The 13824-nt window shown below is 66.1% G+C and carries 14 protein-coding genes; 13 read left to right on the plus strand and 1 reads right to left on the minus strand.

The genetic code is table 11. The annotated features are described in order from the left end of the window. The first annotated feature begins 135 nt into the window (after window positions 1-135). The 13 genes from fliF to fliR all read left to right on the plus strand — a co-directional run bounded on the left by fliF (window position 136) and on the right by fliR (window position 11534). Window positions 136-1815: a flagellar basal-body MS-ring/collar protein FliF gene (gene fliF, locus M2361_RS09620; protein ID WP_259248457.1), complete on the plus strand. Its 1680-nt coding sequence runs from the start codon at window positions 136-138 to the stop codon at window positions 1813-1815. Continuing rightward, a complete protein-coding gene (gene fliG / locus M2361_RS09625; RefSeq protein ID WP_259248459.1) occupies window positions 1805-2815 on the plus strand; it encodes a flagellar motor switch protein FliG in 1011 nt (336 codons plus the stop codon). Before fliF ends, fliG begins: the two co-directional genes overlap by 11 nt. Continuing rightward, a complete protein-coding gene (fliH, locus tag M2361_RS09630; protein WP_259248461.1) occupies window positions 2808-3551 on the plus strand; it encodes a flagellar assembly protein FliH in 744 nt (247 codons plus the stop codon). The genes fliG and fliH overlap by 8 nt, the downstream gene beginning before the upstream one ends. Continuing rightward, entirely contained in the window at window positions 3548-5047 is a 1500-nt protein-coding gene (gene fliI, locus M2361_RS09635; RefSeq protein WP_404976323.1) for a flagellar protein export ATPase FliI, read from the plus strand. The genes fliH and fliI overlap by 4 nt, the downstream gene beginning before the upstream one ends. Then, window positions 5040-5489, plus strand: a complete 450-nt coding sequence (fliJ, locus tag M2361_RS09640) for a flagellar export protein FliJ (RefSeq protein WP_100855455.1) — start codon at window positions 5040-5042, stop codon at window positions 5487-5489. Before fliI ends, fliJ begins: the two co-directional genes overlap by 8 nt. Before the next feature lie 38 nt (window positions 5490-5527). Further along, a complete protein-coding gene (locus M2361_RS09645) occupies window positions 5528-6913 on the plus strand; it encodes a flagellar hook-length control protein FliK (RefSeq protein WP_259248465.1) in 1386 nt (461 codons plus the stop codon). Between the two features lie 170 nt (window positions 6914-7083). Next, on the plus strand, window positions 7084-7698 hold the full coding sequence (gene fliL / locus M2361_RS09650) for a flagellar basal body-associated protein FliL (RefSeq protein ID WP_259248468.1): 615 nt from the start codon (window positions 7084-7086) through the stop codon (window positions 7696-7698). 2 nt (window positions 7699-7700) lie between these two features. Then, window positions 7701-8708, plus strand: coding sequence for a flagellar motor switch protein FliM (fliM, locus tag M2361_RS09655; RefSeq protein ID WP_259248470.1), 1008 nt, complete (start codon window positions 7701-7703; stop codon window positions 8706-8708). Then, window positions 8701-9270, plus strand: coding sequence for a flagellar motor switch protein FliN (gene fliN / locus M2361_RS09660; protein ID WP_259248472.1), 570 nt, complete (start codon window positions 8701-8703; stop codon window positions 9268-9270). Before fliM ends, fliN begins: the two co-directional genes overlap by 8 nt. A 12-nt stretch (window positions 9271-9282) precedes the next feature. Beyond that, a complete protein-coding gene (gene fliO, locus M2361_RS09665) occupies window positions 9283-9606 on the plus strand; it encodes a flagellar biosynthetic protein FliO (protein WP_100855450.1) in 324 nt (107 codons plus the stop codon). Between the two features lie 27 nt (window positions 9607-9633). Beyond that, window positions 9634-10425 carry a flagellar type III secretion system pore protein FliP gene (gene fliP / locus M2361_RS09670; protein WP_259248476.1) on the plus strand — a complete coding sequence of 264 codons (792 nt, stop codon included), beginning with the start codon at window positions 9634-9636 and terminating at the stop codon, window positions 10423-10425. A 16-nt stretch (window positions 10426-10441) separates the two neighbouring features. Further along, the gene (gene fliQ / locus M2361_RS09675) at window positions 10442-10711 is read left to right on the plus strand and encodes a flagellar biosynthesis protein FliQ (RefSeq protein WP_006219058.1); all 270 of its coding nucleotides are present in this window, start codon (window positions 10442-10444) and stop codon (window positions 10709-10711) included. A gap of 34 nt (window positions 10712-10745) precedes the next feature. Continuing rightward, window positions 10746-11534: a flagellar biosynthetic protein FliR gene (fliR, locus tag M2361_RS09680; RefSeq protein WP_259248480.1), complete on the plus strand. Its 789-nt coding sequence runs from the start codon at window positions 10746-10748 to the stop codon at window positions 11532-11534. 123 nt (window positions 11535-11657) lie between these two features. Here the strand turns inward: fliR and M2361_RS09685 are convergent, their stop codons facing one another. Further along, complete coding sequence (locus M2361_RS09685) at window positions 11658-13253, minus strand: PAS domain-containing methyl-accepting chemotaxis protein (RefSeq protein ID WP_259248481.1); 1596 nt, start codon at window positions 13251-13253, stop codon at window positions 11658-11660. Window positions 13254-13824: the final 571 nt, after the last annotated feature.

The raw sequence follows: 13824 nt of genomic DNA on the forward strand, positions 1-13824 counted from the left end.
TTCATCGATTGGGATTGTCGACCCAACGGCAATAATCCAGGCTCTCCCCAGACCAGAAGCACGTTGCATGTGTAATCTGCCCTACCAAGACATGAAGACTTTTTCCTTGCGCCGCGTAGCCAGCGGGAGCCATCGATGAATCAGCAGGCCACTCTGAGCTCGTCGCTGCTGGCGAAGTTCCCTGTGCTGGAAAAGGTCCGCGCACTGCCCAAGCCTATCTTGCTTGGCGCAGCCGCCGCCGTCATCGCGCTGATCGTCGCCACGGTGATGTGGAGCAGCGAACCCCAGTACAAGGTGCTGTTCTCGAACCTGGATGACCGCGACGGCGGCGCCATCGTGACGGCCCTGGGTTCCATGAACGTGCCCCACCGCTACAACGAAAACGGCACCGCGCTGCTGGTGCCGGCCGACCGCGTCTACGACGCGCGTTTGCAGTTGGCCTCGCAAGGCCTGCCGCGTGGCGGCTCCGTCGGCTTCGAGCTGATGGACAACGCCCGCTTCGGCGCCAGCCAATTCTCTGAACAGATCAACTACCAGCGCGGCCTTGAAGGCGAGCTGGCCCGTTCGATCGAAGCCATGAACACGGTGCAGCACGCCCGCGTCCACCTGGCCATGCCGCGCCAGTCGTTGTTCGTGCGCGAACGCCAGGCGCCCACGGCTTCGGTGCTGCTGAATGTGTATCCCGGCCGCAGCCTGAGCGACGCGCAAGTGTCCGCGATTTCCTGGCTGGTGGCCTCCAGCGTGCCTGAGCTCACCGCCGAAAGCGTGTCCATCGTTGACCAGAACGGCCGGCTGCTGTCGGCCCCGCTGGGCGAAGGCCGCGGCATGGACGCCGACCAGATGCGCTTTGTGCGCGAAGTGGAACAGCGCACCGTTGAACGCATCCTGACGATCTTGAATCCGTTGGTCGGCCCGGGCAACGTCCACGCCCAAGCCAGCGCCGATGTCGACTTCGCCCGCCGCGAAGAAACCTCCGAGGTCTACCGCCCGAACCAGGAACCTGGCCAGGCCGCCGTGCGCAGCCAGCAAACCAGCGATTCCACGCAGCGCGGCGTTAACCCCGCGCAAGGCGTGCCCGGCGCGCTGTCCAACCAGGCCCCGCCCAACGCACAGGCCCCGCTGGCGAACCCGCCCGCGCAGCCGCCGCAACCGCCGGCCAATGCTCAGCAACAACAGCAACAGCAGCAGCAACAACAGCAACAGCAGCAGACCGGCACCCAGGCGGCCACCGCCAACCTGAACGAACGCCGCGACGCCACCACCAACTATGAAGTGGACCGCACCATCAGCCACATCAAGCAACCGGTGGGCAACGTCAAGCGCCTGTCGGTCGCCGTGGTGGTGAATTACGTGCGCGACAAGGACGGCGAGCCGCAAGCCCTGCCGCCCGAAGAATTGAACAAGCTGACCAACCTGGTTCGCGAAGCCATGGGCTATTCCGAAACGCGTGGCGACTCGCTGAACCTGGTCAACAGCCAGTTCAATGATGGCCCGCCGCCGCTGCCGATGTGGCGCGACCCGGAAATGATCGCCCTGTTCAAGACCATTCTTGCGTGGCTGGTGGGTCTGGTGCTTGCCCTGTGGCTGTACCGCAAGGTGCGTCGCTCGGTCACCGAATACCTGTACCCGCCGGTGGATCCGGAAATGGCTGAAGCCGAGCGCCAGGAAGCGGCTCGCGAAGCCCAGGACGTGGCCCGCGCCAAGGAAGTCAACCGTTACGAAGACAACCTGGAACGCGCCCGCACAATGGCCAACAAGGATCCGCGCGCCGTCGCGATGGTTCTGCGCACCTGGATGAGCAAAGATGACAAATGATTCCACTCCGATGGACGGCATGACGCGCAGCGCCGTCCTGATGATGTCGCTGGGCGAAGACGCCGCGGCTGAAGTCTTCAAATACCTGAGCGCCCGTGAAGTGCAGCAGGTGGGCGGCGCGATGGCCAGCTTGAAGCAGGTCACGCGCAACGACGTGGCCGTGGTGCTGGAAGAGTTCCGCCAGGAAGCCGACCAGTTCATGGCCGTCACGCTGGGTTCGGACGACTACATCCGCAGCGTGCTGACCAAGGCGCTGGGCAGCGACCGCGCGGCCGGCCTGATCGAAGACATCCTGGAAGCCGGCGACGGCGGCAGCGGCATCGACGCGCTGAACTGGCTGGACCCCAACACCGTGGCCGAGCTGATCGGCGACGAACACCCCCAGATCATCGCGACGATCCTGGTGCACCTGGAGCGCGATCGCGCCGCCGGTGTGCTGGCGCTGTTGACCGACCGCCTGCGCAACGACGTCATGCTGCGCATCGCCACGTTTGGCGGCGTGCAGCCGGCTGCCCTGTCCGAACTGACCGAAGTGCTGAATTCCGTGCTGGCCGGCCAAGGCGCCAAGCGCAGCAAGATGGGCGGCGTGCGCACCGCGGCCGAGATCCTGAACATGATGAATTCCTCGGACGAGGAAACCGTTGTGGCCAGCCTGCGCGAGCGCGACAACGACCTGGCGCAGAAGATCATCGACGAGATGTTCGTGTTCGACAACCTGCTCGACGTCGAAGACCGCGCCATCCAGCTCATCCTCAAGGAAATCGACAACGACACGCTCATGGTCGCGCTCAAGGGCGCCCAGGAAGAGCTGCGCGCCAAGTTCCTGCGCAACATGTCCAGCCGCGCCGCCGAAATGCTGCGCGAGGACCTGGAAGCCCAGGGCCCGATCCGCATGTCGAAGGTCGAAGCCGAACAGAAGAAGATTCTGCAGATCGCCCGCCGCCTGGCCGAAAGCGGTCAGATCGTGCTGGGCAATTCCGGGGACGACGCGTATGTCTGAAGCGGACAACGGCGCGACGACGCTCATCTCGCGCAGTGCCGCCTGGCGGCGCTGGCAGATGCTGTCGTTCAACGAGCCGGAGACCGTCGACGTGGAGCCCGAACCGGAACCCGATCCGGGCCCCGACCCCGCCGTGGTGATGGCGCAGTTGCGCGCCCAGGCCATGGCCGAAGGACGCGAGGACGGTTACGCGCAAGGCCATGCGGCCGGCGTGGAAGCCGGCCAGCAGGCAGGCCACGAAGCAGGCTACGCCGCGGGCCGTGAAGCCGGCTATGCCGAAGGCCTGGCCCAGGCGCGCGAGCAAGGCGCCGAAGAGGCGCAGCGCCTGCACGCACTGGTGCAGGCTTGCGCCGCGTCGGTGGGTGCGCTGGAAGAAAAAATGGGCCAGAGCCTGCTGACGCTGGCACTGGACATTGCGCAGCAGGTCGTGCGCACCACCCTGTCCGAACAACCCGAGGCCGTGGCCGCCGCCGTGCGCGACGTGTTGCACATCAACCCGTCGACCAATGGTCAGATGCGCTTGTGGGCAAACCCCGACGACATCGAACTGATCCGCCTGCACCTGGCCGACGAGCTGAAGGAAGGCCATTGGCGCGTGCTGGCCGATGAATCCATCGCGCGTGGCGGTTGCCGCGCGGAAACGCCTTTTGGCGATATCGACGCCACGCTGCAAACGCGCTGGCGTCGTGTCGCGGCCTCGCTGGGTCGCAACGTGTCCTGGGAGGATCCGGCGTGAGCGGCAATCCGGCTCCGGCGCAACCCGGCCTGACGGCCGCGCCCGCCTCCTCCCCGGCCACCGTGCCGGTGCTGGACCGTTGGAAGACGCAGCTCGAAATCGGTTCGATCCGCGCCGCCTCCACCGACCCCTGGCTGGTCAGCGGCAAGATCACGCGCGCCACCGGCCTGGTGCTGCACGCCACCGGCCTGCGCCTGCCCGTGGGCGCCGCCGCCCGCATCGAAATCGCGCGCGGGCACGACCACTGGGCCGACGCCGAAGTGGTGGGCTTTGACGGCCACACGCTGTACCTGATGCCGCAGGCGGATATTTCCGGCTTGCCGCCCGGCGCGCGCGTCGTGCCCGGCGAACCGCCCGTGCAACGCGCGATCCCGCTGCCGCGCAAGGCCGAATTGAATGGCAACGCCAAGCCGCAACTGGGCCGCCACCTGCCCGTGGGCAACGCGCTGCTGGGCCGGGTGCTGGACGGCGCCGGCCGCCCGCTCGATGGCCTGGGCCCGCTGACGGGCGCCGAACTTGCACCCTTGTCCGCTCAGCCCATCAACCCCTTGTCACGCGCCCCGATCGACACCGTGCTGGACACGGGCGTGCGCGCCATCAACGGCCTCTTGACCGTGGGCCGAGGCCAGCGCATGGGCCTGTTCGCGGGCTCCGGCGTGGGTAAATCCGTGCTGCTGGGCATGATGGCCCGCTACACCAAGGCAGATGTGATTGTCGTGGGCCTGATCGGTGAACGCGGCCGCGAAGTCAAGGAATTCATCGAACACAACCTGGGCCCCGAAGGCCTGGCCCGCTCGGTTGTCGTGGCGGCGCCCGCCGACGTGTCCGCGTTGCTGCGCCTGCAGGGCGCGGCCTACGCCACCCGCCTGGCCGAGCATTTCCGTGATCAGGGCCAAGACGTGCTGCTGATCATGGATTCGCTGACCCGCTACGCCATGGCGCAACGTGAAATCGCGCTGGCCATCGGCGAGCCGCCGGCCACCAAGGGCTACCCGCCCTCGGTGTTCGCCAAGCTGCCGATGCTGGTCGAACGCGCCGGCATGGGCGCGCCCGGCCCGTCCGGCAAGGCCGGTTCCATCACCGCGTTCTATACGGTGCTGGCCGAAGGCGACGATCAGCAAGACCCGATCGCCGACTCGGCGCGCGCCATCCTGGACGGCCACGTGGTGCTGTCGCGCCATCTGGCCGAAGCCGGGCACTACCCCGCCATTGATATCGAAGCGTCGATTTCGCGCGCAATGACCTCGCTGATCACGCCGCAGCAGTTCTCCGTCGTGCGCCGCTTCAAGCAGAACCTGTCGCGCTACCAGCGCAACCGCGACCTGATCGCCGTGGGCGCCTATGCGGCCGGCAACGATCCGCAGTTGGACGAAGCCATCGCGCGCTATCCGCGCCTGGAAGCCTTCTTGCAGCAAGACGTCGGCGAAAACATCGGCTACGACGATGCCGTCAACCAGTTGCGCGCCAGTTTCGAGTTAAGGGACACCTATGCCTAGCCAATTGCCCTTGGACATGTTGATCAACCTGGCCAAGGAAAGCACGGATGAAGCCGCGCGCCTGCTGGGTCGGCTCAGCGCCGAACGCACCAACGCCGAGCGCCAGCTTGGCATGTTGAGCGATTACCGCCAGGACTACCTGGAACGGCTCCAGCAAGCCATGACGACCGGCATGTCCGCCAGCGATTGCCACAACTACCAGCGCTTCATCGGCACCCTGGACGACGCCATCAGCCAGCAGCAGACCGTACTGCGCCAGGCGGATGACAACCTTGCCAAGGGCCGCCTGTACTGGCAGCAGGAAAAGCGCAAGCTCAGTTCCTACGACGCCCTGGCGCAGCGCGAAATGCGCGCGCAGGCCGTCGTGGAATCGCGCCGCGAACAGCGCGCCAACGATGAATATTCCGCCCGTCTGGTCCAGCGCCAGGCCGGGATGCATTAAGCAGCACCTATAAAGCTGCACCTAACAGGAAGCCCAAGATGACCGCTCCCCTGCCCTTGCCGACTATCGCGCCCGTTGCGAAAACGTCCCTCGCCGACGCGCTGGGCGCCAACAAGCCCGCACCCGCGAACAAGAAAGGCCCGAGCTTCTCCGACGTGCTGGCTCAGCAACGTCCGAAGCCGTCCGCCGATTCGCGTCCGGCCAACGATGGCGCCAAGGCGCCCGGCAAGATGCCCGGCAAGACCGCCGACGCCGGCGCCGACCCCAACGCCAAGGCGGAAGATGCCGCCGCCGGCGCCATCAATGACGCCGTCAATACCGCGACGTCCGCCGAAGCCGGCGCGCTGGCCGTGGCCGCCGCGCAGCCGCCCGTGCCCGCCCTGCCGCAGCAAACGCTTGAGCTCGCCGCGCAGGCCGCCGAACAAGTGCAGCTTGCGCGCGGCAGCGCCGAAGCCGCCGCCGCCGCACTCGGCAGCAGCGCGGCCGTGCTGACCGCCGCGCTGAACGCCGCCGATGTCGCCGCGCCCGCCACCGCCCGCACGCCGGTCGCCGTGACCGCCGTGCAAGCCGAAGCCGCCGCCGCGATTGCCGCGCGCGATGCCCAGGTCGCGCAGCCGGTCCTGACCGCCGCCGTCAAGCCGGGCAGCGCCACGGCCACGGCCGTCGCCGCCGCCCCGACCACGCAGCCGGCCGTCAAGGCCGAAGCACCGCGCGCCGCTGTCGACCTGCCGTTGCCGCGCGTTGCGCGCGAAACCAAGGCCGACGCCGAGCCCGCCACCACCACGACCTTGCCCGCGCGCACCGAAGAAGAAGTGTTGGCCGCCCTGACGGGCACCACCCAGCAATTCCAGGCGCCGCAACATGGCGCCACGGCGCAGGACCATCTGGCGCAGGCACTTGCCGCCGCCACGCAACGCCAGGCCGCGCCCGTCGTGAACCAATCGGCCTTCGCCCCGCCGGCCGTGCCGCTTGTGATGCAGGTCGCCACCCCGGTCGGCGGCACGCATTGGGGCACCGAGCTGGGCCAGCAAGTGGTGATGATGAGCACCAACGCGCGCCAGGGCATGCAGACCGCCGAGTTGCGGCTGGATCCGCCCGACCTGGGCCCCCTGCGCGTCAGCCTGAACATCGCCGACGGCGTGGCCAGCGCGTCGTTCGTCTCGGCGCATGCCTCGGTGCGCCAGGCCATCGAAACCGCGATGCCGCAATTGCAGCAAGCCTTGGCGCAAGCCGGCATTTCGCTGGGCCAGACCAGCGTGGGCGAACAGTCCGCGCAGCAGGAATTCGCGCAACAACAAGGCAACGGCGGCTCGCAGCGTCAGTCGGGCAATGGATCGGCGCTTGCCGATGCATCGGCCGACAACGCCACCCCCACCGTGACGGTGTCGCGCAACGCCAACGCATTGGTCGACACCTTTGCGTGACAAATACGCGGCCCGCGCTTGGCAACGAACGCGGGCAGTGCAGCAATAGCTTGAGATACGCGGCTTTCGCCCTGTTTTTCGCCTCCAAGCCGAGGCGTAGTTTGGGGCAGAATGCTTTCATCCACTAAGAATCCGTTTTCACCAGCGGCTCAATACGCATCGAAACCGAGATGGCGACTACCAAACCCATAACCGCGCCGTCGGGCGCAAAGAAATCCGGCGGCGGCATTCTTCGTCTGCTGCTGGGCCTGTTGGTCTTGCTCCTTGTTGCCGCCGGCAGTGCGGGCGCAACCTGGTTCATCACCCAACGCCTGCAGCAACCGCAAGCCGGCGCGCCTGTGCAATTGGGCGTGGGCCAGGTGCCCGGCGGCCAGCCCGGCCAACCGGGTCAGCCCGGTCAGCCCGGCCAGGGCCCCCAAGCCACGCCGACCACGTTTGTGGCGCCGCCCGCCGGCCCCATCGCGGTGCCCGCCCCGATCTTCGTCCCGATCGAAGCGTTCACCGTCACGCTGCAAAACGCGGAAACCGAACGCATCATGCACGTGGGCCTGACCCTGCGCGTCAGCGACGAGCAGACCCGCACCCGACTTGAAAAGTACATGCCTGAAGTGCGCAGCCGCATCCTGATGGTGCTGTCGTCGCAATCGCCCACCGGCGTGCAGACGCAGCAAGGCAAGACCGAAATGGCCAACGCAATCAAGACCGTGGTCAACCAGCCGTTCTCGCCCCTGCCTGACGGCCAGTATGTCACCGACGTGCTGTTCACGGCGTTCGTGGTGCAATAAGCATGGCCTACGAGGCATTCCTTTCGCAGGACGAAGTCGATGCGCTGCTAGCCGGCGTCACCGGCGAGAGCGATAGCAAATCAGCGGCCGCGAACCCCAACGATGGCGCGCGCGCCTACGACCTGAGCTCGCCCGAGCGGGTCGTGCGCCGCCGCATGCAGACGCTGGAGCTCATCAACGAGCGTTTTGCGCGTCACATGCGCAACGTGCTGTTGAACTTCATGCGCCGCAGCGCCGACATCACCGTCGGCTCGATCAAGATCCAGAAGTACGCGGACTTTGAACGCAACCTGCCCGTGCCCAGCAATCTGAACATGATTCAGATGAAGCCCCTGCGCGGCACGGCGCTGTTCACCTATGACCCGAACCTGGTGTTCCTGGTCATCGACAGCCTGTTCGGCGGCGATGGCCGCTACCACACGCGCGTCGAAGGCCGGGACTTCACCACGACCGAACAACGCATCATCCGGCGTCTGCTGAACCTGACGCTGGAAAGCTACGGCAAGTCCTGGGACCCCGTCTATCCCATCGAATTCGAGTACGTGCGCTCGGAGATGCACACCAAGTTCGCCAGCATCACCGGCAACAATGAAGTGGTGGTCGTCACCTCGTTCCACATCGAATTCGGCGCGACCGGCGGCGACCTGAACATCTGCCTGCCCTATTCCATGATCGAGCCGGTGCGCGATCTGCTGACGCGGCCGCTGCAAGAAACCACGATGGAAGAGGTTGACCAGCGCTGGTCGCAGCAGTTGTCGCGCCAGGTTCGCAGCGCCGACATCGACGTGGTCGCGGAATTCGCGCGCATCCCGTCGTCGATCCGCGAACTGATGAATTTGAAGGTGGGCGACGTCCTTCCCGTGGACGTGCCCCAAACCATCACAGCCCACGTGGATGGCGTACCGCTGATGGAATGCGGCTACGGCGTTTTCAACGGCCAGTACGCGCTTCGCGTACAGAACATGTTTACCTACGATACCGATTCAAACGAGGCCCCCGACCATGACTGACAAGAACGAGCCTGGCACCGGCTCGTCCCCGGCCGACGACTGGGCCGACGCGCTCGCCGAACAATCCCGCGCCAACCCGCCCACCCAAGCCGACGGCCTCAAGCCGCAGGACGACTGGGCGGCCGCGATGGCTGAACAAACCGCCTCCACGCCGCCCGCGGCCGCGACGCCAGCTCCGTCCGCGCCGGCGGCCGCTGCCGCGGCACCGGCCGCCCCGGCCGCCGCTGCCCCCACCGCGCAATCGGCGTCGCAGTCGGTGTTCAAGCCGCTGGCTGGCGCCACGACCGGCTCCGGCAACGACATCGACCTGATCATGGACGTGCCCGTCCAACTGACGGTTGAACTGGGACGCACCCGCCTGACCATCAAAAACCTGCTCCAACTGGGCCAGGGTTCCGTGGTTGAGCTGGACGGCCTGGCCGGCGAGCCGATGGACATCTTCGTCAATGGCTACCTCATCGCCCAAGGCGAAGTCGTGGTTGTCGAAGACAAGTACGGCATCCGCCTGACCGACATCATCACCCCGTCCGAGCGGATCAACCGCTTGAACAACCGCCGCTAGCAGCCCGGCGCCATGACAGAATCCGCCTTGCTGCGCGTCGTCATCGGCCTGGTGCTGGTGGTGGCCGCCATCCTGGCTTCGGCCTGGCTGGCGCGGCGGGCCGGCCTGACCCAGCGCGGCGGCGGCAACCTGCTCAAGCAGGTTGCCAGCTTGCCCGTCGGCGCGCGCCAAAGCATCGTCGTCGTAGAAATCGACAATACCTGGCTGGTGGTGGGCGTCGGCCCGAACCAGCTCACTACCCTGCACACCCTGCCCGCCGGCCAGATGCCGGAGGGTTCGCCCTTGCCCGCCGCGGCCTTCGCGGCCAAGCTGGGCCAGGCGCTCAAGCGCCGCTAGCGCGACACGCGCATCTTTGCGACACCCATGAGCTTTCTCTCTCGCACGACACTCCTGCCCGCCCGTCCGCGCGCCCTGCCCATGCTGGCGGCCGCCGCGGTGCTGGGCCTGGCCTTCTTTCCGGCCGGAGTCGTCGCCCAGGCCACCCTGCCCGCCCTGACCGCCACCCCGGGCCCCAACGGCTCGGAGACGTATTCGCTCAGCATGCAGACGATGCTGCTGATGACGTCGCTGTCGTTCCTGCCGGCCGCGCTGCTGATGATGACGGGTTTCACGCGCATCATCATCGTGCTGGGCTTGTTGCGCAGCGCCATGGGCACCGCGATGTCGCCGCCCAACCACGTGCTGATCGGGCTGTCGCTGTTCCTGACCTTCTATACGATGTCGCCGGTGTTCGACAAGATCTACGCCGACGCCTACAAGCCCTTGTCCGAAGGGTCCATCCAGTTCGAGACCGCGGTGGAACGCGCGGCCGGCCCGCTGCGCACGTTCATGCTGCACCAGACGCGCGAGAACGATCTGTCGCTGTTCGCCAACCTGGCCAAGCAGCCCGCGCTGGAAGACCCGTCGCAAGTGCCCTTGCGCATCCTGGTGCCTGCCTTCATCACCAGCGAATTGAAAACGGCGTTCCAGATCGGCTTCACCATCTTCATTCCATTCCTCATCATCGACCTGGTCGTGGCCAGCGTGCTGATGGCGCTGGGCATGATGATGGTGCCGCCCGTCACCGTGGCGCTGCCGTTCAAGCTGATGCTGTTCGTGCTGGCCGACGGCTGGAACCTGCTGATGGGCTCCCTGGCCCAGAGCTTCTACCAATAACGCCGGAGCAATCGCCATGACCGCTGAAACCGTCATGACCATGGCCTACCAGGCGATGAAGATCGTCCTGGCAATGGCCGGCCCGCTGCTGCTGGTGGTGCTGGTGGTGGGCCTGGTCATCAGCATCTTCCAGGCCGCCACGCAGATCAACGAAATGACGCTGTCGTTCATTCCGAAGCTGCTGGCCATGTGCGGCGTGCTGGTGCTGCTGGGCCCCTGGCTCATCGGCGTCATGGTCGACTACATCCGGCAACTGATCGGCCAGATCCCCATGCTGGTGTCCTGAGCGGCCCGCGCCGCCCGGCCCCGGACGTTTCCCCATGATCGCCTTCACGCTCGAACAGCTAAACGGCTGGATCGGCCAGTTTCTCTGGCCTTTCGTGCGTATCCTGGCGCTGATCGGCACCGCCCCGCTGTTCTCGGAATCCGCCGTGCCCGTGAAGGTCAAGGTGGGCCTGTCGTTCATGCTGGCCGTGGCGGTCAGCCCCGCGCTGGACCCCATGCCGCCCGTGTCGCCGGGCTCTTACGCGGGCCTGTGGATGGTGATGCAGCAGGTGCTGATCGGCATCGCCATGGGCTTCACGATGCGCATTGTTTTCGCCGCCGTGCAGACGGCCGGCGAATTCGTCGGCCTGCAAATGGGCTTGTCGTTCGCCTCGTTCTTCGACCCCAGCGCCGGCGCCAATACCGCCGTGCTGTCGCGCCTGTTCAACATGGTGGCGATGCTGACGTTCCTGGCGCTGGACGGCCACCTGCTGGTGCTGGCCGCGCTGGTGCGATCCTTCGACACCTTGCCCGTGGCCACGATCCAACTGCATCAGAACGGCTGGGGCGTGGTGGTGGAATGGGGCAAGACCGTGTTCGTCTCGGGCCTGCTGCTGGCGCTGCCGCTGATCTGCGCGCTGCTGACCATCAACCTGGCCATGGGCATCCTGAACCGCGCCGCGCAGCAACTGTCCGTGTTCTCGGTAGGCTTTCCCGTCACGCTGATCATCGGCGTGATCGTGCTGACCGTGGTGCTGCCCCACTCAGGGCCGTTCCTGGAAAACTTGTTTGAGTCTGGCCTGGAAGCGATGAGCCGGGTGGTGGATGCGCTGGCGGGGCGGTAGCGGGAAAGTGCCGGGTCCAATGGACAATGGCCAATGGAAAAAGCCCCTCCCCGAAATATCGAATGGGAGGGGCCCGTTTGACCAGCCTGGGGTTTCGCGTCTACCGGACGCTTACGAAATTACTCAGGGCTGACCGGTCAGCCGGAAGACGCGGATCGTCTCACGCAGCGCGCCCGACTGGGTGCCCAACTGCATCACCGCGCCGCCCAGCTCCTGCACCAGCGCCGTATTCTGCACGGTCATCACGTCCATCTGCGACACCGCCGTATCCACTTGCTCGATTCCGCTGGACTGCTCTTGGGACGCTTGTGAAATTTCACCGATGATGTCGGTGACCCGATGCACGGCCGCCACGATTTCTTCCATCGTTGCGCCCGCTTGCTCGGCCTGCGCCGAGCCTTCCGACACGCGGTCCACGGAATCCTCGATCAAGCCCTTGATCTCTTTGGCTGCCTGCGCGCTTTTCTGCGCCAGGCTGCGCACTTCGCCCGCCACCACGGCGAAGCCCTTGCCGGTTTCGCCGGCGCGGGCCGCTTCCACCGCGGCGTTAAGGGCCAGGATGTTGGTCTGGAACGCGATGCCTTCGATGATGCTGACAATGTCCGCGATCTTGCGTGAGCTGGCCGAGATGCCGTGCATGGTGTCGACCACCTGGCCCACGGCCACACCACCGCGCCGCGCCACGTCCATGCTGCTGGCGGCCAACTGGTTGGCCTGGCGTGCGTTGTCGGCGTTCTGGCGCACGGTGGACGTCAGTTGCTCCATGCTGGCGGCGGTTTGTTGCAAGGACGATGCCTGCCCTTCCGTGCGGCCGGCCAGTTCCTGATTGCCGCGCGCGATGTGCACGGCCGCATGGGTCGTGCCCTCGATACCGCGATAGACGTCCTGCGCGATGCCGATGAGGCTCTTGCGCATGACTTCCAGCGAGAACTTCAGGCTGCCCACTTCGTCATCCGAATCCGCGATGATTTGCGTGGTGAGGTTGCCGGCGGCAACCTGGCGCGCCATGTTGGCGGCGTCCGACATCGGGTCCAGCAGGGAACGCGACAAGCTCCAACCCATGCCGAAGATGGCTATCACGCCCAGCGCGATGGCGCCGCATCCCAGGCTGGCGCCCCAGGTGCCGAGGCTGTCCCAATTGGCGTGCAGGCCATAGGCGCCCGCGCCCGCGACGATACCGGCGGACACCAGGGCGTGGCGGAACATCCGGCTGCGCACGCTGCGCTTGAACGGAAACGCCACCACGTCCAGGCCACGTCGCCACCCGGCTCGCACCGGTCGACCGCGCTTGATGCGGATGCCGCGCGCAGAGCCTTCGCGCATGCGTGCATAGAGCTCTTCGGCCATCTCGATCTGTTCTTCGGATGGCCGCACCCGCACCGAGGAATACGCGACGACTTCGTCGTTTTCGACGATGGGCGTGGCGTTGGCCAGCACCCAGTAATAGCCACCGTCCTTGCGGCGGTTCTTGACCAGGCCCAGCCACGATTCGCCGGCTTCCAAGGTTTCCCACAGATCTTCGTAGGCCTCGGGCGGCATGTCGGGATGGCGCACGATGTTGTGCGGCTTGCCGATGAGTTCTTCGCGGGTAAAGCCGCTGACGTCAACGAACGCCGGGTTCGCGTAAACGATGCGGCCCTTGGTGTCGGTTCGCGAGATCAGGTATTGATCTTCGCGCAGCTTGGTTTCCACATCAGTGATGGGTAGGTTCACGCGCACAGCTAGTCTCCAGTGACATCAATAGAGCAGCGAATGAATAGCAGCGAGCAAACCAGGGCGTAGCGCCCCGCATCGACCTGACCCCGCCCGGTTTGTCTGGCCGGCGCGCCCTCACGCGCAACCCAACCATCAAACACTGTTCACCGCCCTCTTCCAGGCGTTATTGTTATTAACGGTATTTTTAATGAAAACTTAACGTGCGTATTAGTCGGTGCTTGACGCGATTCGCACGATGTCGTGGTCGGTGGCCGGTGGTGGCCCGTGTGGCCGGTGTGGCCGGTGTGGCCGGTGTGGCCGGTGTGGCCGGTGTGGCCGGTGGTGGTCGGTGGCGGTCGGTGGCGGCCGGTGGTGGTCGGTGGCGGCCGTAGGATGGGTGAAGCGCGCACCGTCCGCCCCGCGAAAACAAGCGCCGATCGCGCGCAACCCATCAGACGAACGTTGCGTTGTGGCGGATCCGGATAAGAATTGGGGCGCCGTCCGATGGGTTACGCGCGTTCGGCAGCCTTGTTCTAGTCGACGCCCGGACGCGCTCCACCCATCCTACGAGCCGTCATCACATCCGATACGGCAC

Origin of the sequence: Achromobacter sp. JUb104 (assembly GCF_024806975.1) — a bacterium.
Lineage (GTDB): Bacteria > Pseudomonadota > Gammaproteobacteria > Burkholderiales > Burkholderiaceae_B > Achromobacter > Achromobacter spanius.